Genomic DNA, 25,588 nt, shown 5'->3' with positions numbered 1-25,588 from the left:
CGCCCAGGTCGTGGCGGCACCAGCCAGTCGTGAGGGCAGCGCATGAGCCGTTCCCCCTTCCCTTCGGTTCGCACCGCCGGCGGCCTGCTTCCGGCCGACCTGTTCAATCGGATCCTGGAGGCCAAATCCGGGGAGAGCACGCTCCCCGGCCGGGAACCGGAGACATACGGGCTGCTCCCGCACGAGAACGTCCGCGAAGCCGCCGCGCGTGCCTTCGACTACCTCAACGGCGCCTGGCAGGCCTTCACAAGAGAGCGAGAGAAGGCCGCCCAGGAGGGCCGCACACTGCGTACCCGCGACCGATGGCTGGTGCCGCTGCTGCGGCAGCTTGATTACGGCCATCTGACCGCGGCGAGCGGCATCACCGTTGATGGTGTTTCCTTCCCGGTGAGCCACCGCTGGGAGCACGTGCCCATCCACCTGCTCGGCTGGAACGTCGACCTCGATCATCGGACTCCCCGTGTCACCGCCCAGGCTCCGCAGTCGATGGTGCAGGAGCTGCTCAACCGCAGCGACGACCACCTGTGGGCGATCCTCTCAAACGGAAGCAAGCTCCGGCTGCTGCGGGACTCACGGGCGCTGGCCGGGTCGGCGTTCGTCGAATTCGATCTCGAACTGATCTTTTCCGAGCAGCTCTTCGCCGACTTCGTGCTGCTGTTCCGCCTGGTCCACGCGTCGCGCTTCGCCGTACCGCCGGAGAAAACGCCCGCGGACTGCTGGCTGGAACGCTGGCGCGCCGATTCCGTCCAGGTAGGCGAGCGAGCGCTGGCCCGGCTACGCACCGGCGTCGCGCAGGCCATCAACACCCTCGGCACCGGTTTCCTCAGACACCCGGCGAACGACGCGCTCCGCGCCGCCCTGGAAGGCCACAGGCTCGGCAAGGAGGACTACAACAGGGCGGTCCTGCGCCTGGTCTACCGGCTGCTGTTCTGGTTCGTGGCCGAGGACCGCGACGTCCTGCTGATCCCGCTCCCCGACGGCCCGGAACAGGCACACGAGCGCAAGCTCGTCCTGGCCGCGCGAGAACGCTACACGAGGTACTTCTCGGCCCAACGCCTAAGGGAACGGGCCATTCGCGGGGGCACCGATCACCACGACGACCTCTGGGAGGCCGTCCAGCTCGTGCTCCGCAGCCTCGGCGAGGAGAACGGACGTCCCGAACTGGCCATCCCCGGTCTCGGCGGGTTGTTCGAGCGCATCACAGAGGACGACGACGGCACTCCCCTGAAGGACAGCCGGCCGGACGCACTGGACGCCCCACTGGAAGGCATGCGGATCGAGAACGGACACCTCCTTAAGGCCATCCGCCACCTCGCCGTCGTGGACTCGGAGTTCCAGCGGCGGCCGGTCAACTTCCGCGAGCTCGACTCGGAGGAGCTAGGCAGCGTCTACGAGTGGCTGCTGGAGTTCCACGTCGAGCTGGACACCGCCGAGCGCACCTTCACGTTGAAGAAGGCAGACGGGAACGATCGCAAGAGGTCGGGTTCCTACTACACGCCCTCCTCACTGACCGAGGCGCTGCTCGACACCACGCTCGACCCCGTTCTGGATGAGGCCGCCGGCAGCGCAGACATGGTCGACGCCAAGATCGAGGCCCTGCTGAACGTGACTGTCTGCGACCCGGCCTGTGGCTCCGGTCATTTCCTGGTCGCCGCCGCCCGCCGGATCGCCCGCCGCCTCGCGCAGATCCGCTCCGGGGAGGACGAGCCCTCCCCCGATCTCGTACGGCACGCCATGCGCGAGGTGGTGTCACGCTGCATCTACGGCGTGGACATCAACGATATGGCGGCGGAGCTGGCCAAGGTGTCGCTGTGGATCGAGTCGGTCGAGCCGGGCCGGCCTCTGGCGTTCCTCGACACCAACATCCGCGTCGGCAACGCCCTGCTCGGCGCCACGCCCGCTCTGATCGACGGGGGGATCCCGAAAGAGGCGTTCAAGCCGATCGAGGGCGACGACCGCGCGGTAGCGTCGGCCGTCGCGAAGGAGAACGCGACCGAACGGGATCATCGGTCGCACGGTCTTACACAGGTCAGCCTGTTCGACGAGGCTCAGCTCGACTGGTCCAATGCGGCGATCGCCGAGGGCACCCGTGACATCGTCACGTTCCTGCCCGACGATCTCACCAAAGCGGCCGTGCAGCGGCGCAGGCTGCGTCTGGTCGACGCGGAACGCCGCGCGGCCAAGCGCGTGGCCGACGCCTGGTGCGCCGCGTTCGTGCAGGAGCTCACTCCGAAGACCCGGACGACCGCCATCACCCAGGCGGCCCTGGACTGGATCGGCGGCGAAGAACTCGATGAGCACCAGGCGCTGATCGCCGGCCGAGTCGACGAGCTCACGAAGCAGTACCAGTTCTTCCATTGGCATGTCGAGTTCCCACACGTGTTCCGGGTGTCGCAGGACGGTCGGGAAGACCCGCGTACCGGCTGGGACGGCGGGTTCACCTGCGTCATCGGCAACCCGCCCTGGGAAAAGGTCGAGTTCAAGGAACAGGAGTTCTTCGCCTCCCGCAACGAGGACATCGCGAACGCCAAGAACGCCGCTGCCCGCAAGAAGGCCATCGCCGCGCTCAAGGACAGCGAGGAGGAGTTCGACCGAAATCTCTACGGCGAATTCGTTCTGGCATTGCGTACACCATCAGCATTGACCCACTTCCTTAAGACGTCGGGCCGCTACCCACTGACAGGCATGGGACGACTCAACACTTACGCCGTGTTCGCCGAAACCGGCCGGATGCTCCTATCACCGTACGGCCGGGTCGGCATGGTCCTGCCAACCGGCATCGCCACCGACGCCACGACGCAGTTCTTCTTCAGGGACATGGTGGAGACCAAGACGGTCGCGTCGCTGTACGACTTCGAGAACGAGGAAAAGCTCTTTCTCAATGTGCACCACTCCTTCCGGTTCTGCCTTTGGAGCGGGGCAGGTCGCCGCGCACCTCAGCCGCGCATTAGTTTGGCGTTTCGGCTTCGGCAGGTGTCACAGATCGCCGAACGCAGGTTCGTTCTCACTCCAGAGGACATCAGCCGGCTCAACCCGAACACCGGAACCCTCCCGGTGTTCGACTACAGGCGGAACGCTGACATCACGATCGGCATCTACCGCCGCGTCCCCGTTCTCTGGCAGGAGTCGCCCGAAACCAATCTCTGGGCCCTTGCCTTCATGCAAGGCATTTTTAACATAGCCAGCGACTCGGAACTCTTCCGGCCAAGCGCAACCGATAGTGAAACGCTGCAGGACATGCTCGACACGGGGTGGATGTTCGACGGCAACGTCCTCATCCGTGACGGCCAGCGGTTGCTGCCTCTATATGAGGCGAAGATGCTGCACCACTTCGATGATCGGTTCGGCACCTACAAGGGCCAGACCGAGGCCCAGGCCAATGTCGGCACAGTCCCTCATCCGACGTCCGAGCAAAAGGACAACCCGGCCTACGTCACCATCCCCCGCTACTGGGTCCCGGAGAAGGACGTCGCGGACCGGCTGCATCCTGAAGACGACGTTAGCAGCAGACGGTCCCGCCAGTGGGCCCACGGTTGGCTCCTCGGCTGGCGCAATATTGCGCGTAGCAGTGATGTTCGTACATTAATCTGCAGCTTGCTTCCGTATGCGGGAGTAGCACACAGCTTCCCGCTTATCCTCCCCCGTTTAGGCTTGGCTGCTCTGCTCTATGCGAATCTTGCGTCGTTCGCGTTAGACTTCGTCGGCCGCCAGAAGATGGCAGGAACCAACTACACGCAAAACTACTTCAAGCAGCTTCCCGTGCTGCCACCTTCGGCTTACGAAGAGAAGTGCCCCTGGGATGGGGGGGAGCGGCTGGATGACTGGGTACGGGCACGGGTGCTGGAACTTACCTACACCTCCTATGCCATGGAGCCGTTCGCGCGGGACCACGGTGACGACGGTCCGCCGTACCGGTGGGACGAGGAGCGGCGGTTCTGGCTGCGGGCCGAGCTCGATGCGGCCTACTTCCACCTCTACGGCGTTGCCGAGGATGACGTGCACTACATCATGGACAGCTTCCGCGCGTTCCGGAACGTCAGCCCGGATCTGTTCGCCCGTACCAAGAAGGCGATTCTGGAGATCTACGAGGCCATGGCCATGGCGATCGCCGATTCCACGCCGTACCGATCCGTCCTCACTCCCCCGCCCGGCCACGGCCCCCGCCATCCCGAGCGGAGGCTCAACCCCTCGGAGAACGATCGTGGCTGACAACGTACGCATCGAGGCGATGTTCCGTGCCGCCATGGAGGTGCTCCGGGACAGCCCGGAACCCCTGACCAAGCGACAGGTCACGGAGGCGGTCGCAAGCCGGTTCGAGTTCACTCCCTATGAGAACCAGCGCGACGATCACGGTCGTCCTCGCTGGGAGGTGATGCTCGGCTGGCGGACCGGCGACGCCGGCACCGTAGGTTGGATCATCAAGCGCGACGGCCTGTGGGCGCTCACAGAGCCCGGCATCGATGCCCTGGAAACATACTCCGAAGCCGAACTTTTCGCGGAACTCCTGCGTCGCTACCAGGAGATCAGAAAGCACCGTATCCAGGCGCACAAGGCGCTATCGGGCAGCGAGCAGTTGCTCGCGAATGCCCTTGGTGCGGTTCCCGGAGGGAGCTGGACCTCGTACCGCGACCTCGCCGAGGCGACCGGCCTGCCGGAGGAGCAGCTTTCCCATTTTCTCGCGCATGTCGACATCCCCGGCGCGTACCGGGTCGCTTATGAGGACGGCACGCTGCCCAGCGACGGTATGCGTCACTTCCGCTACCGGGGCGGCGACATCGCACGACGGCTCAAAGCCGAAGGCGCGACGTTCGACGACCAGGGTCGCCTGGCCGCCGAGGACCGTGTGACCGGCGGGGAAATCCAGGAACGCCTGGCCCAGCTCCCACCTGCTGATCCGGAGTCGCAAGTCCAGCGGGCCTGGCTGGTGCGCGGGTCATCGGTGGACGGGCGGGACCTGGTGCCGATCTGGTTGCACAAGGAGTCCGCCTCTCTGGCCGCGTCCAGCCTGCAGGAGATCCCCATCCCCGTCGCCCGCGATGAGTTGAAGGCGATCGTCGAGGACAACTATCAGCACAAGTCCTACGCGGTGCGTGAGACGAAGCTCGCTGAGTTCGACGCGTTCTGCAACCGGATGCGGCCCGGCGACTACGTCCTCACCACCACGCAGGGTAAGACATATGTCGGCCGGATCACCGGGGATGCCATGTTCGTCGCCTCCTCCGACAAGCGCTCCAACCTCCGTCGGTCCGCCGAGTGGCTCAACCCCACGGCTCCGGTGCCGTTCGCGAACCTGCCCCAGCCGCTCCCGGCCAAGCTGCACAGTCAGTCGGACGTGGTCGAGCTGACCGAGAACATCGGCGCGATCGAGGAACTACTGGCCGCTCTCGACATCGACCTCGGCGACGCCGCTTCCGAGCCGGCCAAGGAACTTGCCTTCCCGGCAATCGATCAGGACCTGGCCGATGAGATTCTTGTCGACCGCGTGCGACTCCAGCGGTTCGCCGACCTCCTCTGGGAGAACAAGCAGCTCATCCTGTACGGCCCGCCCGGCACGGGAAAGACCTTCATCGCTCGGAAGCTCGCCGGAAGCCTCGCCGAACCGAGCGCAATCAAGCTGGTGCAGTTCCACCCGTCCTACACCTACGAGGACTTCTTCGAGGGGTTCCGCCCGGTGCAGCGCGCGGACGGGCAACTCGCCTTCGAGCTACGCCCAGGACCGTTCCGGCAGCTCGTCGAGGCTGCCAGGCAGCACCCATCTGACCCGTACATTCTCATCATCGACGAGATCAACCGGGCGAACCTGGCCAAGGTCTTCGGCGAGCTGTACTTCCTGCTCGAATACCGTGACGACGCCATCGGCCTGCTCTACTCGGGCGAGACCGACTTCACGTTGCCTCCGAACGTGTTCGTCATCGGCACCATGAACACCACCGACCGATCAATCGCGCTGGTGGACGCGGCGATGCGCCGCCGGTTCCGCTTCGTCGAGCTGCACCCGGGCCTCGATCCCGTCAAAGGCCTGCTCGGCCGCTGGCTGGAGCGTCTCCGTAAGGATGACGAGGCTGCCGTGCACAACCTGGACGCCCCCGAGGTGCTGGACGCGCTCAACGCCCGGATTGAGGATCACGACCTGGCGATCGGCCCGTCGTATCTGATGAAGCCCGGGATCTACCGACGCGAGGACGGATTGGCCGACGTCTGGGAGACCGCGATCCTGCCGTTACTCGCCGAGCACCACTACGGCAGCCCGCCCAGCGTTCTCGACCGCTACCGCCTCGCCTCCCTCCGCCGAGGGCTGGCCGCGCCCGAATGAGGATCGAGGTCGCCGAAACCGGCCACACTCTGGAACAGCTCACGCCCTCGCAGGGACGCCGGCTGGCGAGCTCCGGAGTCGTGGACGCGCGGCCGTCTCCGTACGAGCCGGATCTGTGGGAGATCACTCCGCGCGGCAAGGTCGGCGTTGCGCTGATCGGCGACGTCGAGGTGTGGGTAACGCCGAAACTGCCGATCGACCGGCTCCTTTTCCTGGTCGGATACGCGGTCGATCCCAAAGGGTGGCGGGACGAGACCGTTCACCTGGACGTCCGGGACGGGCTGATCCCGGCCGTGGCACAGGCTCTGTGGCGACAGAGCGAGCGTGCCCTGCGGCAGGGGCTGCTCCAGGGATATCGCACCGTCGAGGAGATCTCGTACGTTCTCCGCGGGCGCCTCCGGGAAGGTGATCAGCTCCGGCGGCACCATGGGCGCGTGATCCCGCTGGAGATCCGCCACGACGACTTCACCGTGGACATCCCCGAGAACCAGATCCTTCTGGCCGCCATCACGCGGCTGCTGACCGTACCGCGTGTGGATGGGGAGTCCCGGCGGCGGCTGGCCGCTCTGCGGGCCAGGCTGGCGAACGTCACCACCTTAGTCCGGGGAACGTCGCTACCGGACTGGCACGCGTCACGGTTGAACACGCGCTATCACACGGCGCTGCGACTGGCGGAGATCGTCTGGCGGGCGACTTCCCCGGAACACTCCCCTGGCTCCGTGGCCGCCAACGGCTTCCTCTTCGACCTCCCGAAGATCTTCGAGGACTTTGTGACCGTGGCCGTCTCGGAGGAACTCCACGCCAGGTACGGCGGAGCCGCCTACCCCCAGTACAACTGCCACCTGGACGAAGCGCTGGCCGTGCGGATGCGGCCCGACCTGGTATGGGAGCTGAACGGCTGCCCCGCGGCAGTGGTTGACGCCAAGTACAAACGAGAGAAACCGGCCGGCTATCCGGATGCGGACCTCTATCAGATGCTGGCCTACTGCACCGCGCTGCGGCTGCCGCGCGGCTATCTGGTCTACGCCAAGGGAAACGCCCCCGCAGCCTCGCACGTGGTGCGGCATGCGGGGATCGAGATCGTCTGTCACGCGCTCGACCTCATGCTGCCCGCCGAGCGGCTCCTGGCCCAGGTGGGCGGCATCGTGACCGAGCTGACCTCTGAGGTGCAGGTGGCACGAAGTACGTGAGCTGTACCCGATTTCCTTGATCGCCACCGGGTCGCATGTCCGGACCCACACAGCCGGGGGGGCGAAGAAAGCTATGTCCAGCGCCACCATTCCGTTCCCTCCCTGCTGAACCGCCGTACTTGCCCCCTCGCTGGAGGAGCTGGCGGTGCCGACGGAGACTGTCCCGTCGACCGAAACCGGTACTCCATGTGGGGACCGTACGGACTCCAAGCGTCCAGATAGGGACGGAGTTCATCGCCGTCGAGCTCCGGATCGAAGCCCTCCTCCGCAAGCGCCCCGGGGGCCAGTACCGGATCCAAGGTGTCCGCGAGGGACTGGCCCCAGCGGATCCACAGGGTGAGGTTCTCGACTGCCTCGGCATCTTCGTTCGCCGCCGCCGACTCCTGGAGCGCTGCGCAGAACCTACGCAGCTCGGCCGCGGATCGCCAGGCTTCCAAGGCATTGGCGAACAATCGCCTCCGGCGTTCCTCCGCCGCGGCCTCCTGCGTCTCGCGTACTGCGGCTTCCCATCGCGTTCGCTGCTCTCTTTTCTTGCGTTCCTGTTCCTCCTGCAACTCACGGCGACGCCGCTATCGCGATCCCAGCGTAGGCTGCGGCGCGAGGGTCGACTCAATGGCCGGTCGTGCCCAGGGAGATCGAGATGAGAGTACTCAGGCGGCCCTCAGCCGCCTGGTCCACGATGGGCCGACAGTTGACGGAGCTGAAGTCGTCGGCGGTCAGCGCATTAAGGACGTACGGGTCTAGGACCTTGCCGTCCTTGAGCTCGTAGCGGGTGTGTCCCGTCCCGTACTTGCCGACGGTCAGCATGACGATCCGTCCGACACCGGCCGCAGCGAGCAGGAGGCGTGCCCATTCCAGAGACATGCCATGGGTAGTGAAGTCGTCAAAGACGACAACGGTCTTACCCTTGAGCTTGCCCCGATATTTGGGACCAAGGTGCACGGTCGTCGCCTGTGTAGCGATTGACACGTCGGCCGTACCGCCCTGCCTGCGCGCCCTCGCACGCTCGATGCTGGTATCGGGGGCGTCAACCATGCGGACCAGCAGGTCGTCGCGGTAGTAGCCGTGGAACAGCTTCGCCGCCTTGTCCAGATAGTCCTTAAGCTGTGCGCTCACCTTGCCCTTCTTGCTTCCCGGGTAGACGCATATGTAGGGGTTGGCCGGGATCAACCCTTCCAAGTACGCGTTTGCGAGAACAAAGAGCATGAGCACGTCGCGAGCATCGTCATTATTAATCTTTATAGTCTTGTCGTAGGTGAAGACGTCCTGGAGGGCGAACCATCTCGCCGGGCTGGTGGAGGGCAGGGTCGCACTCGCGGGGAGCAGGGAGCGCAGGGACCAGTGGTCCTGGTCCAGGCGGTGCGACCAGGAGGGCGGACCAGTCAGGAAGGTCTCGGTGAACTTAGGGATCTCCTGTGGCGAGTCTGCTGTGAGCGAGGTGGTTCCGCTGGGCATCGGACCGGCCCAGCAGGCGTGCAGGTACAGCACACCGGAGTTGATGGCGGTGCGCCAGTCCATCACGTTGCAACCGACATACAGCAACTCGCGGCGCTCAAGCTCGAACGCCGCGGTGACGGTATCCACCCAGTCCGGCGAGCCGCGCCGCTTTCCGCTGGCTATGTGGCCAAGGTCGACCAGCAGGTCCGGTTCTGGATATCCCAGTTGGCCAAAGTCCTGCCGGTAGTTTTCGGAGAAGGGGTCGGTGGTGAAGACGCACCAGCGCAGCCCTCTATCGCGCAGCCATTCCAGCATGCCGCGCGCCGCTTGGGCCTGGGGGGTGCCGGGCCGCATCAGCAGCGTCTTGTAGTCGAAGATAACAGCCTGGACAGCCATGGCACCTCATCGTTCATCCAGAAGGGCATCAATACGCCGCCGCAACCGCGCGAGATCCTCGCGAGGCAGCGCGCGAAGCTGAACCTCGCGGATGAGCTGGCGCTCCACCAGGGTGAGACCGAAGGTCACGTGCCCATAGGAGTCAGCGAGGCGGCGGCACAACCCATCGAACGCGCGGCGCCCGGTCAGGGAGAAGATATCGATCAGCTGCCCCGCGGGCTCGGCCTCGATCAGCACGGTTAGGTCTCCGGCACCGGGCCACGTGAAGCCGACGATTGGGCGGCCATAGGCGCTGGCGAAACGCACTGTGTGCGCGGTCCCTCCGCGGCGCTCACCCTCGACGGCAACCACTACGTCCGCCAGAGCCGCCTGAAGCCGATTACGCTGAACAAACTGCGCCTTGCGGTAATGCTCGCCTGGCATGTATTCGCTGGCAATCGCGCCTCCGGCGTGTACGATCCGCGCGCGCATCTCGGCCGTCTCCGCAGGAAAGACCAGGTCGGTCCCGTGCCCGAGGAAAGCGACGTTACGCACACCATCGCGCAGGGCAGCCGCGTGCGCGACCGCGTCGATCCCGTTAGCCAACCCGGACACCACAGTGATCGGGTACGCGGCTAGGGAGCGAACCGCGGCGTCAGTGGCGCGTACCCCCTCCTTGGTGGCATTGCGCGTGCCGACCACTGCAATATGCGGGCCGACGAACAGCGCCTGTGGATCGCCTTCAACGAACAGCCACAGTGGGCCATCGCTCAGCGCGGCCAGTCGTGGGGGAACCGTGGAGGGGCCCAGCACGTGAACGCCGCGCTCAGCGAGGCCTGCGGCCTTGGCCTGGGCCGCTTCCAGCAACCTGGGACGATGGTCCCCGAGTTCGTCAGCGACCTTGGCCGCGGTCGGCACCTTGACCCGAGCCAACTCCTGACGTAAGGCGTCAGCAGGCAGATCCCAGAGCCGACCCAGTTGCTCCCTGTACTCGCGCACCAGAGCGCGCAACCCCTTAACCCCCAGCCCGCGTACCCCGCCGAGAGCGAGGAGCGCAATCGCGAACGGGACAGGAGCCGATACAGCCGCCGCCGTCGGCGACAGTGATTCCAAGGGCAGCATGACCTGCCCGCCCTCGCTAGGGAGGGCAGGACCCCCAGGAACACTGTGCTGGTCCACGTTCCGAACCCTATCGGCGCACCACGACCTCAGCCCACGAAGTCGTCGACAGCGGCGACCGGCCATCTCACTCAGAAGTGAAATGGCGATTGCTCCAGCCCTACCACCAGGTATGCCCGAGGCGGGGACCGCCGCTTCAAGTTCTACGAGCCCGGCGACAACCTCTAAGGAAATTCAACGTTCTCCGTAGAACGAGTTGCCCAAACGCCGGCGGTCGGCTGAGGGGACATAAAGATCCGGAAATCCATCGATCGAGATGAGCTCAGCGAGCACGGAGAGATCGAGGTCCCAGCGGACCAGCTCGCGCTGGGCGCAGATCCGGCGAGCACGCGAGATCTCGGCCATGGCCTGATCCGAAGTCCAGCGATTCACCTCACGGAGCTTGGCGATCACCTGCGGCATCTCACCCCTGGCCTCAGCCCAGCCCATGTGCTGCACACGGTGACAATCAGGGCAGAGAGCGATCAGCCGCTCAAGCCGCTGGACATGGCGACCCTCGCTACTTTCGAAAACCCAGAGCTCGTGGCAGTCAGGGCGCCGTTTCCGGTCGCCTTCCATGAAGCACAGCGCCTTGCACACCTCACACCGGTTGCCCACGCTCTCGCAGACAGGGATACGCAATCGATCCCAATCAGCGCTGGGGAGGATTCCCCTCAGGTTGGACCCCCACGTGTCGGCCGGCAGGAGGTCGGCACGGAGCCGTCCTTGTCCCAGGCCGTGAGATGACGAGTTGACTTCCATCACCCACGCACGAGAACCGCCGGTAGGACGACGACCCAGCGGCTTGAGCGCCTCGGGAGCGATTTGGAGCTTGTGCTCCACGACGAACCGATTGATCGAATCCAGCAGGGCACCCGCGAGACCACGCGGGTGGACAGGGACGACGAACCCGCGGAGCTCCGAATCCCAGCGGGCGACTCCACACGTGGCGACCTGGAGCGCTTCGTTGGCGCTGCGGTCGAACGGAAACCTGAAGACCAGGTGAGGGGCGTTCCAGCTCACTGTGCCTGACATGTGCAACCTCCTAGGGGGAGAGGATGGCTTCTAACACGATGCTAAAAATCATTGGATTCCGCAACTCCTTCTAACGGAGGACAGGCGGACATCACCAGAACGCGACGCTTAGAAGGGAGAAGCGGACGTCACAGGAGCGAAGCACGCCCTGATCATCCTCCAGGCTCCCTACCAGCGAAGGCCGCAGGAGATGTCGCTAACACGCTAAGATAAATACCACTGCCCTTCCGAGAAGGGCACGACCGGCGTCATCCGAGGGGAGTTGTCCCATACCGTGGCCGTCAAAGCCGCGAACTGCCGATGTCCGTACGCCCCCGAGCAGGCGTCTGCCTCAAAGGAGACTTCGATGATCGATCGGACGGCTCTACTGGCCGACATCCGCCGACAGATGGTCGCCCTGGAGGCTCACCTACGCGAGCCTTCGGCACTGCGGCCGTCCGCTTCCTCCTCGGAACAGGAGGAACACGCGGCCCGCACCGCCATGGCGTGGATCCTGGGTACCGTTCTTCTGAGGTTCTGCGAGGACAACGATCTGATCGAGCCGCTGTTCATCACCGGCCCGGGGGAACGGTTCAACCAGGCAATCCAGCGACAGCGCGAGCATTTCCACAATCACCCGCGGGACGGCGATCGCGACTGGATCATGACCGCGTTCGCGAAGGCGTCCGCCATGCTGGCCCCGGTGAGCCTCTTCCCCAGACAGGAAGAGCTCACAATCCCGCACGAGGCAGCGACGGATCTGCTGGCCTTCTGGCGCCGCCGGGACGAGGACGGCGAGCTTATTCATGATTTCACCGACCCCGAGTGGAGCACGGATTTCCTCTGTGACCTCTATCAGGACCTGTCCGAGACGGCCAGGAGCACCTACGCCCTCGTCCGGACACCAGCTTTCGTCAGCGAGTTCATTCTTGACCACACCCTTGATCCCGCGATCGAGAGCTTCGGGCCGGCTGGATTCAGGCTGATCGATCCGGCGTGCGGCTCCGGGGGCTTCCTACTCGGCGCGTTCCACCGCTTACTGGCCGCGTGGCGAAGGGTCGACCCTAGCGCGGACCAGTGGGAGTTGATCCGCAGAGCCGCCGCGTCGGTTCATGGCGTCGACCTGCACCCGAGTGCCGTCATCATCACGCGGTTCCGCCTTCTCATAGCCGCGATGAAGACCGCAGGGGTTCGCCATCTCACTCATCTTCCCCGGCTTGTCATGCCGATCGCCGTCGGAGACTCACTTCTCAACGGCCGCGGGGGGCACGATGGCCAGTCCGTAATCCTTGAGGAGGATCCACAGCTCTCCCCCGAAGAGGACATGCACCACTACCACTCACCGGAGGTGGATCTGCTGGCTGCGGGTAGCTATCACGCGGTCGTGGGCAACCCTCCATACCTAACAGTCAAAGACAAAACTAGGAACGAGACGTACCGCAGGGCATATGCGGATGTCTGCTCCGGAATGTACGCGCTGACAGTGCCGTTCGCGCAACGGTTCTTCCAGCTCGCCCGCCCCGCTGACTCGTCAGGATCCGGCGCGGGCTACGTCGGCCAGCTCACCGCGAACAGCTTCATGAAACGCGAGTTCGGACGGAGGCTGATTGAGAACTTCCTATCGAAGGTTGACCTCACCCATGTGATCGACACGTCAGGGGCGTTCATCCCCGGACACGGCACTCCAACCGTCATCCTGCTCGGAAGGAATCGGCCTGCGGCTGATACCCCCGTCGTCACCGTCGTCAGTGTTCAGGGCGAGCCCGCATACCCTGCCGACCCCGCGGAAGGGCAGGTGTGGCAATCGATCCGCGACCAGGTTTCCGGCTGGACCACGGAGAGCGAGTGGACGCAGCTGCTGAAGCTCGACCGGAAAGTGCTGCGGGACTTCCCCTGGAATCTCACCGATTCCACGACAATGGCGATCCTGCGGAGCATGGAAGACGGCAATCGGCTCGGGGGCAGGGTTGTGAGAATCGGATATGTCGCCACCACTGGAGCCGATGACATCTTCACCGCACCGCCAGCTTCCTTCCGTCGGATGGGCGCTGGGAACGAATCACTCGTCAAGGTGATCACTGGCTCGGAGGTCCGGGACTGGACCGTGACCCCCGTAATGGAGAGTTTCCTCCCCAACGAGAGCAGCAGGAGGCCGCTGTACACCACCGAGTCTCCCCACCACCTCCAACGACTCTGGCCCTATCGCACGATTCTGGGACACCGGGTGAACTACTCCGGCGGCTCCTACTTCCAAGCTCAGCGGGCCTGGTACGGCTGGCACCATGTCACTAAGACAGAGGACGCCCATCCGTGGTCGATCGTCTTTCCTTGGGTGGCTACCCACACGCATTTCGCCATACTGCGTGAACCTATTGTCCCCCTGCACTCCGCTCCCGTGATCAAGCTGCCGGCGACTGCGTGGGATGTGGACCACAAGCAACTGGCGGCACTGCTCAACAGCTCAGCCGTCTGCTTTTGGCTCAAACAGCACAGTCATAGCAAGGGTCAGCCGAGCGCCGATCAACTGGGAAGCGGCGAGCCGTGGACCGACTTCTACGAGTTCACCTCCACCCGCCTGGCAGGCCTTCCGCTCCCCCCTGATCGCTGGTCCGGTGACCGGTGGTCGCGTCACGCGATCGCCCTGGATGATCACGCCCAGGCTCTGACGGAGGCCACGCCCGCCAAGGTCATCCGCAGGTCTCTTCCACCCTCACTGGAAGCGCTGAACGAGGCCCACGCTAACTGGACCCGGATCAGAGAGACAATGATCGGTCTCCAGGAGGAACTGGACTGGGAGATCTACGACCGGTACGGACTATTGCCCGACAGCGGCGGACTACTAGCCAGGCCCGAGGACATCCCCCTCGTGAAAGCCGGAGAGCGCGCCTTTGAGATCGTATTGGCCAGAAAACTGGCAGCGGGCACCGTCACCACCAGTTGGTTTGCGCGCCACGGCCTGCAGCCCCTCACCACAGTGCCCCAGCATTGGCCGGATACGTATCAAGACGTCGTCCTGAGGCGTATCGACGCGATAGAGCAGAACGCCAGTCTGGGGATCCTCGAACGGCCAGAGTTCAAAAGACGATGGATGAGCGAGAGCTGGGACGATCTCCTCTCCTCCGCACTGCACACGTGGCTGCTCGACCGGTGTGAAACACCCGAGCTTTGGTACGAGCTGCGGGATCAACAGCGCCGTCCGCGCCCGCTGACCATCCCACAGTTGGCCGAACTACTGCGGCAGGACCACGAGTTCGTCAGAGCTGCACACTTCTACGCTCCGGGCAAGAGCGTTGAACAGGTCCTGCGAGACGTCCTCGCCGACCAGGACGTCCCCTATCTCTCAGCTCTACGCCTGCGCGAGTCAGGGCTGCGTAAACGCGCTGATTGGGAGGAAGTATGGCGCCTTCAGCAGCGCGAGGACGACCTGCGCTGTACTTCCAGCGACGATGAGGCGGATCGCCTCCGCAACTCAATCCCGGTGCCACCCAAGTACACGTCGAGTGACTTCCTCAAAGGCAGTTACTGGCGCCAGCGGGGAAAATTCGACCTCCCAAATGAGCGCTTTATCTCCTATCCGACCATCCGGCAGGGGAAAGACCCTCTGATCGGCTGGAGCGGTTGGGATCTCGATGATCGGGCCAATGTCCTGATCGGTCTCGTTGAAGAGCAGGAGAAGGCTCCGTCGGCAGCAGAGGCTATCATCCCCCTCGCTGCAGGTCTGCTCGAATTGGTGCCGTGGCTAACGCACCCGTATGGCAGTCATCGCCCCGCGACCGCCGCGAGCTCGGTTCTTAGCTGCCTTGATCAGTTGTATGTCCGTCATTCCCTGTCCGATGAGACGTTGCGGGCGTGGCGGCCCCCGAAGTCGAACCGAGGGCGGCCGCGGAAGAATCCCTAGGGTGCAATACATGATGTCGGATCACTGCAGGAATAAGCGATCCGCGTCGGTGAATCCGTAATCTTCGGCCATTCGCACCATGGCCAACTTCACCGTGGAGTCGATCTCGGCATCGGTAAGGTCAAGCGGGGCTGCGACCCCGATGGCCAGGTCGTATAGGTGTGTCCTCGTGGTCGTACCGAAGGCGGTGAGGTCGAGCAGTTGGTCCGTTCGTAGCGTTCGGTCTCCGCCTTCAGTAACGGGGCGTTCGTTGACTACGTACAACTCCAGGCGAGGCGCTCCGGTAGGAGTGACCGTCGTGGGGTCCGCCGTCACTGCGAGAGGCAGGACCGTCGTAGCCAGCGTCCAGGCGGCGGTAAAGATATTGGCCAGTTCGGGAATCGTGATCCGTAGCTCGGCTGGCACGGCGGTATCCGTCGTGCCTTGCCGCAGCGCGTCGAAGTCCACGCGCACATCAACGAGGGAAAGCGCGGTGTCGTCTATTGGCAACGTAGGAAGCTGGAACAGCGCGCGACCCGTAATCGCGTGCCGGCCGTCAGGACCGTTCAGCCCACACTGCTGGCTGACCCCATACGAGTCGTTGCGACCATCTGAGTCACTGGTCCTTTGCCACACGGGATTCTGGGCGGTAAGACCCCGCGGATGCCCCAGAACGTGAAGAGCCTCGATAGCTTCGGAGGCGGCCAGAGCGGCCTCGACCCGACGCCGACCGGCCGAGTCGATGCGCATCATGGCAACGGGCCAGGGGATGCGGGCGGCGACCCGTATCCGCAGGTCCGCCTTTACACCGGCCCAGATAGTGCGATCGCGGAAGGCCAGGGAGTCGAAGCGGACCTGTGGGCGCCACTTCCATCGCTCGGGCCCGACACGGATGATGTATCCGGGACCCCAGCGACCGCCGGACAGCTCGATGCGCGGAAGGTCCTCACCGATGTAACACGTATCGCCGCCTTCCTCCGCCGATGGGAAACCGGCGTCTACGACGCCACCGCCGAGCGACGGATCACCGAGGTTGCTGAGAGCCTTCCACACCGGCCCGGCCACGACTACGGCCGACTGGTGGTTGTCCAAAGCACAAAGGACGCTGTCGTGTGCGCTGTCGGCGTTTCGTAGGTACTGCACGAAGCCCGGGCCGAGTTCGTGTGCCTGTCCGGTCGGGTGTCCCAGTCGTGCAACTCCGCCAGCAGCCTCGAACGCAGCGCGGAAGGCCGCCTCCTTGCCTGGCAGCCCTTCCCCGACTTTGATCGGGGTGGGCATGATCAGAGGCGCGGACTGCATGACCTTCTCGCGGAGGGCAGCGATCAGCGCGTGCGGGGTGATGAGCGCCGCGAAGCCGGTGGCCACGTCTTGGTGGACATCCAGGAAGCTCTTGATCTGATTGGCGTCCCATACCCGCCAGTCCTTGAGGCCGATCACATCCGCAGATTGGGTGATCAGCATTGAGATCTTATCTTTTCCTCCGCCGCCGGGGACGGCGGACAACGAAACGTTCGTGGCGAAGATCAGGTACTGAGGAGAGCGGCCTTCTTTGCGGCGGCGCTTGGTCGGATCCGCCCAAGCATCCAGTTCAGCCTTGATCTGCTTACGGAGCCAGGCCAGATCGTTGCCGGCACTCGAGAGCTGCTCCTTGTATTTGGCCTGCAGTACTCCGTACCCGCCCCAGGGCCCGTTGGGGCTTGGGTCAGGATAAGTCAACTGGCCGTCGAAGGATGCCTCACGCCCCCCATCAGGACCAGACCCGAATACCTGCACATCGGCACCGAGGATCTTGATCGCGAGGGCCTGGCACAAACGCTCGAATGCCTTCGGCCCCAGCCCGGCGAGGTCATAGTCCATAGCGTCATCATGGTCTACTCTCGACAACACCGCCGCGCCCTTCCGGACCCGAGCCTGTACCGAGGCGGACACAACCAGGTGCACGATCGTCGTCAGCTCGGCAACAGATCGCCCCACCGTACCCGGTACACGCGAGGAGCGCACCGCCAGCGGCACGTATGCAACGTCACCGCTGTGCGCGGATTCTCGACAACAGACGCCATGTCCGGAGCCATATATTACGCTCGAATACAAGCGACTTTCTGACGCGTCACCCGTCCGCTAGTCGTGAGAGCAGGCTTTCGATCGAGACGAACTCGAAGTCACTTGTGACGAACGCTGCCGGGATAGGCTTGCGAGTCACAAATAGTGGCTTTACAACGAAGGGACTACCAGTTGTGCGGGGCGGAAGACCCAGTGCTTGTGCTACAGCGTTAGCGTGGGGCGCTATATCTGCAACCTTCCTATGCAACTGGGCGGTATAGGAGGGCTTCTGGAGACCTACGTAGAAATGGTCGAGGTGTCGCCGAATCTCGGGCACCGCGAAGGTATCGACAGGGTCCTTCACTTCAAGCAGCCACAGCGTACCTAGGTCTGCTCGTCCGGCGACCGCGTCGATCTCGGTGGTCAGTGACGGCACATTGAGTCGCTGAGGCTTGTTTGCGCTCACCGCCTCGATAACAGACCATCCGCTGTCTCGTAGCAGTTGCGCGACTTGCCTTTCTAAGGCCTTGTTTCTGCCGTTACGGACTCCCTCTAGCGCCCTCTCCACCTTTCGGGGCGCCGGGGGCTGGCTCCACGGGAGCTGGCCTTGCGACAAGTAGTTCCGGTAAACGCTCAGGCTGCACAAGCAAAAATGTGGCGCTACTACAATGGATCCGTCGGACAGCTGGGGTAGCGGCTGGATAAGTAGCCTGCGTTTACGGGTACGCGCATGCCACGGTTTCCAGTCTGCGGCGCGCAACTCGGCGGCGTTGCTGCTGAGCATCGAAACTGCGGCGGCGACCCGGGTCATTCCATCAGCCTCGCCACCGAGAATCGTAGCCTTCAGGACGTGATCTGTGACCTGCCGCGGTGTTACTGTCGCAACATCCCTCTCATTATGACGCAGCGGCCAACCCGCCAGCGCGAATAGAGTTATGTAGATGTCAGAGGCTGAAACACCGTAAGCATCACGCATTGCGGCATCGAGCTCTGGCGCTACCATGGATTCGTCATCTCGATCGCTACTCGTCAACGCATGGTCTGTTGCTTCCACAAGTTCTAGAGCCGCCCTTGCTGCACCGAAGCCCCTGGTGTCGAGATCATAGATGCGGCTTCGTTCGTCACCGATCGCGACTGCGGCGTCGTTATCGGGGACGATTTTCATCTCGAAGGAATCGCTGATGTGCAGCGCCGTTGGCGTGACCTGGTGATGGATGTTCTCGCTGCGAGCTGTTGCAGACAAATACGCATGTGCGCCCGCGAGGATCTCGCTCCAGGCAACATCGTCGACCGGAGCATTCCCCACCGGAGCCAACCGCAGCGCAGCCTCTACCCCCATTTCGGCGCAGCGTCGTAGGATCAGGTACTCTGCTTGTTGCTCCTGGTATCGACTGGCGGGGTCCCAATTGGGATAAAGCAGTCGCGCAGACTGCCCGATGCCACGAAGCATCTTGTCCCGGTAGGCGGTAATCCGCTCCAATTCCTGCATGCCGAATAGGACGAGCTCATTCATATCATGAGCCGCCAGCCGCCGAATCAGCACGCCGAGAGCAATTGGCGCGAGCGTGTCCCGGTCGAGGGTTTTTGCTCCATCGCCGCGATACGTTCCAGGTTCAATACCAGCCTCCCGCACCATCCGCGCGATCTGCCGGTCAGTTTCGGATATCAGCGCTGCATCGAGATGGACTGGCCGGCGAAGGTCGTTACGGACCGTCGGCGTATTCTGGATCTGCACCGCGAGCGTCGCTGGAGCCTTCATCCAGGCATGAGCAACCATGCCAGCGGCATCCGGAGCGATTCCGGCTTCCTGCACGATTCCGCGGACAGCCTCGGCCATGCTCGCGCGAGTCTCGCCGATGTCACGATCTGTTTCTTCGGCGAGAGCCTCACAGGCGACACCGATCACAGCGTGCACTAGCTGCTTTCCATGGGTTCCAGGCATGACCTCCACGCGTTCAAGGCGCAACGTTGCTGCGCCCAGCGAGTGCTCGGCACGGAAACACAGGTCAAGGATATAACCGTCAATTGCGCCACCATCGTGGCATGAGCGCCAGACGTCGTCGATTTGCCGGAGCCCGAAGCCAAATGCATTCGCCAGTTTATGAAGTAGAAGCGCATAATCGGATGGCCATGCTGGGTTTGCGGCTGTGATAGCGACGGGCACGCTGCTGACATGGATGGTCCAACCGCCCATAGACGGTCTCCGATGATAAAGGGGTGGAGAGGGCACAGAGGCTGTCGTTTCTGTCAAAGTGCGCTCCCAGGCACCGCCTCAGTTACGTCAGTCATATCGCCGCTGTCGCTGGGCCCAGGGGATCTCCAATGGTAGACCACTGGCGGCCCGGAAGATGCGTGATCGATTCCATCGATGTCTCGCAGCGCTGGCAACTGGAGCGTTGCCAGCGCCCGCTCAAGCCCAGCAAGATGGACTGCGCGCTTCCACTCCGCATCTCCGAGGTGAGGAGCAATAGACATAAAGGCAGGATCTTCCCCTCCCACAAAAAGGATTTTGCCGTTGGCCCGCCACCACTCCCACACGTTGATCGTTTCCCAACCGAACAGATGCGGCCGATCCGGACGCGCCATCTCCCGGCAAAACATGAATAGATCACTGTCCTCATCAGCGCTAGTGGCCGCCCAGCGGAGTTCATCTAACGAAATTCCCGCCATTCCCTTATAGCTCGGTGCCATGACATGCCCGGCAGTCGCGAGGACGAGCAGCGGAACCACCTCTGTACCCGTGGGCAGTTGCAGGGTTCGCCCGGCCATCGGCACGGAAATTGGCTCATCTGGGTTCGCCCTAGCAGCGTCGGCTATCGACAACGCGACCGGCGGCCCATCGAATGGCAAGGCAGCCAAATGGAGGCGGGCGACTACCTGCACAGCCAAAGCTCGACGGGGTCCAAGCATCGCCACCCACTGAACCGCGTTGCCTGGGGTGACCGCCGGACCATCAGGGAAGTCATTAGGACCTATAACAGTGGTGCTGAAGCGCCATAGAGCGTGCCTCACCTGGGCAGCGACGAGTTGAGCGAACCTACGGTTCGCCTCAGGCGAATCCGCCACGGACGCCGCGAGTTCGGTCACGCCGAACCCGGTTATCTCCGGTAGAAAGGCAAGCGGCAGCCAGTCCGCGCGACCGCCGTGGTTGGGTCGCCTGACCCGCAAAAATCGGCCAAACGGGCTCTGGGGGTGGCCGATCATGTACGGCAGCGCGGCGGCATCGCATGTTGCCCACTCTAAGGCCCGTGCCAGTCTTGGAGATTTCGACAGTTCGCTGGGTGTGCCAAGGGTTACGAGTTCCGCTGCCGCGTTCACCTCCGCTGCCGTCAATGTCACCGATGCCTCGTCGATGAAGTCTCCCTCCGGCCAGGAAGGCGCCATCGCCCTGATCGCCGCGTCGACGTAGCCCAGCGCTGCCTCAACAAGGTCTCGGACGCCGAAACCGAGGCGAGCAACCAAAACATCATCGATAGCATCCGCCACCAGGAGTGCTCGGTCTACGTCAGCGACCGGACGTTCCACGTTCCCTGGGAAGAGCCGGACGACGTTGTCACCCAAGCGAACGAGCACTATGTCACGAGGATCAGAAGCCACGAAGTCTTCAAGTGTCACCAGACCCGGCTCATCACGGAGACAAGCCGCAAGGAGGCGTTCGAGCTCGAGAGCGGGAACCAGCCGGTTACTCCTCGTTCCCAGTTGCGCCGCCGCATGCATTAAGTGACCAACTGAAGCCCATCGGTGCCGTACGCCTGGAGCAGCTCCAGCTGCAACGACCAGCGACCACAACTGGTCCGCGTCTCGAGTAGCCAGGCGACGCCCTAGAGGAACGCCTCTTCCCGACGGCCGGGTCTTCTTCACCACGACCACACCGAACGCCCGATTGTCATCATGGTCTCCATCATGCCGTTCCGGTCCGACATTTCGACGACCGTCATCATCACCGCCCTAGCCCCTCACCATTCCGTACATCTGTAGATCCACTGGCGACCCCTCAAGGGGACGAAGTTGTATTTCTGGGTCGAATGCAACAGTCAAGGATGCGTGGTTGCTCGGTGGTTGCTCGTGTGTACGGGATACGGCACGGCACCCAGCGTGATTGGGCGGCAGACCCCGGGGGACAATGGACGACGAAATGATAGAAGGCGGCACACGGTGGCAGTGGACTTTTAATCCGTCGGTTCAGGGTTCGAGTCCCTGGCGCCCCACCACCTCTGACCTGGGCGTTCTCCTCAACGGGAGATCACTCGATCATGGCCTGGGACACGGATGGGTCACACCTGGGTCATCCAGCCGCATCGCCCCCTGCGCACCTTCCGAGCGGTCCCGCGCGCCGCCGACAGCACCAGCCGCGCCGTCGCCCCGGCTGCCCGATGATGCAGCTCCGGCAGCACCGAGGTGTAGGTGTCGGCGGTCAACACGATGCTGGCGTGGCCGACCTGGTCCTGAACCACCCGCAGATCCACGTGCGCGGCCAGCGCCAGCGTGACCGCACCATGCCGCAGATCGTGCAACCGCACCGGCGGCAGCCCACTCCTGCGCACCAGCCTATGGAACCGGTAGGTCAGGTAGTCCGGCGCCACCGGCGCGCCGTCCGGACGGGTGAAGACGTGTTCCCTATCGTCCCAGGCCTCCCCGCGACGGATCTTCTCCGCCCGCCGGTCGCGTTCGTGACGGAGTAGTAGCCGTACCGTCTGCGGATCCAGCGCGACCGTGCGCCTGCTGGCCGCGCTCTTCGGCGGGAACGGGACCAGCTTCCCGCCGACGTGCACCAACTGCTGGACCACGTTGAGTTCGGCGGTCTCCAGGCTGAGATCCACCCAGCGCAGGCCGGCCAGTTCGCCCCGGCGAAGCCCGCGAAGCGCGGCCAGCCACCACAGCGGGAACAGAGGATCTTCGCGGACGCCGTCCAGGAAGGCCACGAGTTGCGGGATCGTCCAGACCGCCACCGTGGGTCTCTCCCCGGTGGCCTTCCACGCCGCCACCCACCGGTCGGTCCATACCTGCGCCCTCGGACGTGGCGCCGCGGGCAACCGTAGCCTTCGGGCGGGATTGCTGTCGATCAGACCTTCCCGGACGGCCTCGTTCAGGGCGGCCCGTAGCGTGGCACGAATCCGCTCCAGTGTCGCGGTCGCCAGTGGTCTGCCGTACCGGTTCGGGCGCCCGGCCAAGGCAGTGAACATGCGCCGTACATCGCAATGAGACAGTTCCGACAGCATGATTCGCCCCAGCGCCGGGACCAGGTACAGCCGGACGTGATCCGCGTATCCCTGACGCGTTCTCGGCCGGATCCCCTGATCGGTCGCCAGCCAGTAGCGCAGCCACTGGGCCGCCGTGCACCCCGCGCCGATCGGGCCGCCCTGCTCGGCTGCGATCAACTGCCGCCCGGCTTGTTCGGCTTCGCCCGCGCTGGCATAGCCTCCTCGCCGGACACGCTCCCGGTGTCCGGACAGGCCCCGGATCTGCACCGCGAAGTACCACGAGCCGTGCCCGTCCTCGGTCAGCCTCGGGCACCGGCCACTCCGGCTGGTGCACCCGCACCGTTTGTAGACCACTGGATGGCTCTCACGCATGGCCGTCACCTTCCTCCCGAAGAAGGGAACGACGTGGGCCGCCTTAAACACATCGCATCGAGCGCGTGTGCGAAGCGGTCAAGCGCCGCTATGACGTCGACGCCGTGAGAAGCTTCCACAATCAGTCATGCGGATAGCCCAGGTGGCGTAGGCCCGTCCTGTGGATGAGAAGGAGGGGATGGTGGGCAGGAGCGGGGACGACGAGGTGCAGGACGCTCTCGCCGAGCTGGCCCGTCGCAACCCGGGGGAGGCCGGTCAGGCGCGTGCCGCGTTCGATTCGCTGACCTTCGGGGAAGGAGTCGAGACCGTCACCCTGTACGGGCTTCAATACTGGCTGTGGTACCTGCTGCCGACCAAGTGGTGCACCGACCTGACCGAACACCAGCAGCTCGCCGCCACGCTCGGTGCGATGTTCGACCTGCTGGAGATGCCCCGATACGCGGCCGCCTGCACCTCCGAGACAACCATGCAGGTCCTGACAGCCTGGCACGAAGGCCGCGACGCCGGGTTCAAGGCGCTGGAGAAGGCTATGAACGCCTCCGGTGTACAGCCACCCGATGTCGAGGAGATCCTGACCTGGGGACGCGTGATGGGCCTCCAGGAAAACGATGCCTTCCTGGCGACGGCGGCCCATCTGGAGATGGCGATCGCGGCGGGTCACCTCGCTCCCGGCGCCCGCGGATGGCGCGCAGACGCCGAGCGGATCACCGGCGAGTTCCTCACCTCTCCTTCCGCCGTGGGCGAGCAGAGCCGGCTGGAACGCATCCACTCCGAACGCATGGAAAGCTGGGCCACCTCCCGTGGGGCGGCCCGCGCCCGCCTGACGAAGATGATCGCTTCGCGGATCATGTCGCCGGCGGCGGTACCCGAGGACGCGGAGGCGCGGCTGGCACCGGTCCGCTGGCTGCTGACCCTGGCGTCCACCGACGGTGGCATCCCTCTCACCGCCAACCACACTCTGGCCAGGGCCGTCGTCGCCGAAGGCTGCCACCGCTTCGACTGGCTCACGCTGACCGGCAGACCGCGCTCCGAATCCGACATCCCCGAAGCCTGGACATTGCGAGAGCTCGTCCGGCAGCTCGGCGCCGTACGGCGCAGCAAGCGCACCCTGGTACTGACTCCGGCGGGCAAACGCTTGGCAAGGGCCGATACCGCCACACTGTGGTCAGCCGTGGCGGCCGCCCTGATCCCATTCGATCCCGCCGAGGGCGCCGCAGCGGAGGTCGTCTTGATGCTGCACCTCACCGAGGCTCCTAACGGCTATTTCGAGCAGCGCGCCGCCGTCACCGAGGCCATGGCCGGTGAGGGCTGGCATGCCCCCGCCAGTGGAACGCCCATCCCGGTGAATGACGTCGGCTGGCTCATGGGCGCGCTCCACCGCCGCCTGGATCTGCTCGGCCTGTTGCACCGGCAGCACAGCCTGGATGATCCTGGCGACCGCCTCACCGACACCGGGCGCGCCACCGCGCAGACGGCACTACGGGCCCGCGCCCTCCGGCCACGTACCGATGCCGGATTCGGATGGTGATCAGTGCCCCGGGCTACGATCGCTGCCCATGGGTCCGCAGCGGATGAATCGCGAGCAGTTCTATGCCACGCTGGCTCCACTCGACGAGGAGCGCTTGAAGAAGACGCTCTGGACGCTGTACTGGCGCGGATCCGCTCAGCTGAGGGAGAGGATCGCGGCAGAGCTGACTCCAGAGGAGCGCAAGCCCGCGGCCAAGAGCGCCCAGCAGCCGGTGGACGCCCAGTCGGTGTTGGACGACGTACGCCGGTTCGTGGAGCTGGCGCGGGCCGGGGCCTACATGGCCGGTGATCGGCGTGTCTCCCCCAGGGAGCGGACCCGGTGGCGTTTCACGTTCACCCGGCTGGCCGAGGACGCCAAGGCGGCGCTCGCGGTGGACGCGGCCACCGGGGCGCAGGCGCTGGAGCTGCTGATCGACCTGGCTGACGAGACATGTGACTATGACTACTTCCGCTCCGACGATCCGATGGCCGCCGCGCGTTTCGTGGTCTCGGACGCGGTCGCGTTGCTCTGGGCCACCTATCTCGACCTGTACGGCTTCTCGGGATTCGCCGTGCGGGCGGCGCCAGAGTTGATCCGCTGGGAGCGGGCGTACGGATGAACCGGCGTGGGGACGGGCCGACGGCCGAGAAGGAGACCACGCTGGCCGATGTACTGGCACGGCTGCTACGCGGGATCGATGCGTGGCTGGACTTCACCGACCGATATCTCGCCGCACTGGATCAGGCGGCCGATGGTGGCTCCAAGACACGGGTGCCCTGGCGGGACACGGGCTTCGAACACGGTGAGCGGGCCAGGAATCTCGCCGGCTGGCACCTGATGGTGCTGGACCGGCTGGCCGACGCCGAGGCCGACGACCGGCTGGAGAGACTGGTGACCCACCCGGCTCTGACCGGTCCCGAACTGCGATATCTACGCGCGCGGCTCGCCCATCGACGCGGACAGACCGACGCGGCGCGTACTCTGATCCGCGACTGTCTGGACGAACTGCCCGGTCACATACAGTTCCACGACTTCGCCCGTGAGGTCGGCGCGGAGCTTCCGGAACGGGCACGGCACGTGCCGGGCCGGCTGTTTCCGCGGTAG

General features: G+C 64.5%; 14 protein-coding genes. 7 read left to right on the top strand and 7 right to left on the bottom strand.

Features of this window, described 5'->3' with window-relative positions; genetic code table 11:
• Positions 1–42: 42 nt before the first annotated feature.
• From HHX41_RS22255 to HHX41_RS22245, 3 genes are read left to right on the top strand one after another with little or no spacing between them, the layout of a single operon-like run.
• The gene (locus HHX41_RS22255; RefSeq protein ID WP_182907563.1) at positions 43–4,209 is read left to right on the top strand and encodes an Eco57I restriction-modification methylase domain-containing protein; all 4,167 of its coding nucleotides are present in this window, start codon (positions 43–45) and stop codon (positions 4,207–4,209) included.
• Complete coding sequence (locus HHX41_RS41910) at positions 4,202–6,313, top strand: AAA family ATPase (protein WP_182907562.1); 2,112 nt, start codon at positions 4,202–4,204, stop codon at positions 6,311–6,313. The genes HHX41_RS22255 and HHX41_RS41910 overlap by 8 nt, the downstream gene beginning before the upstream one ends.
• Positions 6,310–7,503 (top strand): McrC family protein, encoded by a 1,194-nt coding sequence (locus HHX41_RS22245; protein ID WP_182907561.1) that lies wholly within the window; start codon positions 6,310–6,312, stop codon positions 7,501–7,503. Before HHX41_RS41910 ends, HHX41_RS22245 begins: the two co-directional genes overlap by 4 nt.
• 609 nt (positions 7,504–8,112) lie before the next feature.
• Here HHX41_RS22245 and HHX41_RS22240 read toward each other — a convergent pair.
• The 3 genes from HHX41_RS22240 to HHX41_RS22230 all read right to left on the bottom strand — a co-directional run bounded on the left by HHX41_RS22240 (position 8,113) and on the right by HHX41_RS22230 (position 11,508).
• The gene (locus tag HHX41_RS22240; protein ID WP_182907560.1) at positions 8,113–9,336 is read right to left on the bottom strand and encodes a hypothetical protein; all 1,224 of its coding nucleotides are present in this window, start codon (positions 9,334–9,336) and stop codon (positions 8,113–8,115) included.
• A gap of 6 nt (positions 9,337–9,342) precedes the next feature.
• Positions 9,343–10,437, bottom strand: coding sequence for a DNA-processing protein DprA (locus HHX41_RS22235; protein ID WP_182907559.1), 1,095 nt, complete (start codon positions 10,435–10,437; stop codon positions 9,343–9,345).
• Positions 10,438–10,668: 231 nt separating this feature from the next.
• Positions 10,669–11,508 carry a hypothetical protein gene (locus HHX41_RS22230; protein ID WP_182907558.1) on the bottom strand — a complete coding sequence of 280 codons (840 nt, stop codon included), beginning with the start codon at positions 11,506–11,508 and terminating at the stop codon, positions 10,669–10,671.
• 346 nt (positions 11,509–11,854) lie between these two features.
• Between HHX41_RS22230 and pglX the strand changes: the two genes are divergently transcribed.
• Entirely contained in the window at positions 11,855–15,385 is a 3,531-nt protein-coding gene (gene pglX / locus HHX41_RS22225) for a BREX-2 system adenine-specific DNA-methyltransferase PglX (protein WP_182907557.1), read from the top strand.
• Positions 15,386–15,406: 21 nt separating this feature from the next.
• Here pglX and HHX41_RS22220 read toward each other — a convergent pair whose 3' ends face one another.
• The 4 genes from HHX41_RS22220 to HHX41_RS22205 form a co-directional block, all read right to left on the bottom strand.
• The gene (locus HHX41_RS22220) at positions 15,407–17,221 is read right to left on the bottom strand and encodes a hypothetical protein (protein ID WP_182907556.1); all 1,815 of its coding nucleotides are present in this window, start codon (positions 17,219–17,221) and stop codon (positions 15,407–15,409) included.
• 250 nt (positions 17,222–17,471) lie between these two features.
• Entirely contained in the window at positions 17,472–19,598 is a 2,127-nt protein-coding gene (locus HHX41_RS22215; protein WP_182907555.1) for a hypothetical protein, read from the bottom strand.
• A 53-nt stretch (positions 19,599–19,651) separates the two neighbouring features.
• Positions 19,652–21,019, bottom strand: a complete 1,368-nt coding sequence (locus tag HHX41_RS22210) for a hypothetical protein (protein WP_182907554.1) — start codon at positions 21,017–21,019, stop codon at positions 19,652–19,654.
• A gap of 659 nt (positions 21,020–21,678) precedes the next feature.
• Positions 21,679–22,977 (bottom strand): tyrosine-type recombinase/integrase, encoded by a 1,299-nt coding sequence (locus HHX41_RS22205; RefSeq protein ID WP_182907553.1) that lies wholly within the window; start codon positions 22,975–22,977, stop codon positions 21,679–21,681.
• A gap of 160 nt (positions 22,978–23,137) precedes the next feature.
• Here HHX41_RS22205 and HHX41_RS22200 point away from each other — a divergent pair, with 160 nt between their 5' ends.
• The 3 genes from HHX41_RS22200 to HHX41_RS39770 are packed head-to-tail and all read left to right on the top strand — an operon-like array spanning position 23,138 to position 25,588.
• Entirely contained in the window at positions 23,138–24,505 is a 1,368-nt protein-coding gene (locus HHX41_RS22200; RefSeq protein ID WP_182907552.1) for a hypothetical protein, read from the top strand.
• Positions 24,506–24,533: 28 nt separating this feature from the next.
• The gene (locus HHX41_RS39775) at positions 24,534–25,103 is read left to right on the top strand and encodes a hypothetical protein (RefSeq protein ID WP_220504334.1); all 570 of its coding nucleotides are present in this window, start codon (positions 24,534–24,536) and stop codon (positions 25,101–25,103) included.
• The gene (locus HHX41_RS39770) at positions 25,100–25,588 is read left to right on the top strand and encodes a hypothetical protein (protein WP_220504333.1); all 489 of its coding nucleotides are present in this window, start codon (positions 25,100–25,102) and stop codon (positions 25,586–25,588) included. The genes HHX41_RS39775 and HHX41_RS39770 overlap by 4 nt, the downstream gene beginning before the upstream one ends.

Source organism: Microbispora sp. H13382 (genome assembly GCF_014161445.1).
GTDB lineage: Bacteria > Actinomycetota > Actinomycetes > Streptosporangiales > Streptosporangiaceae > Microbispora.
This window is presented reverse-complemented; position numbering and strand designations above follow the sequence as displayed.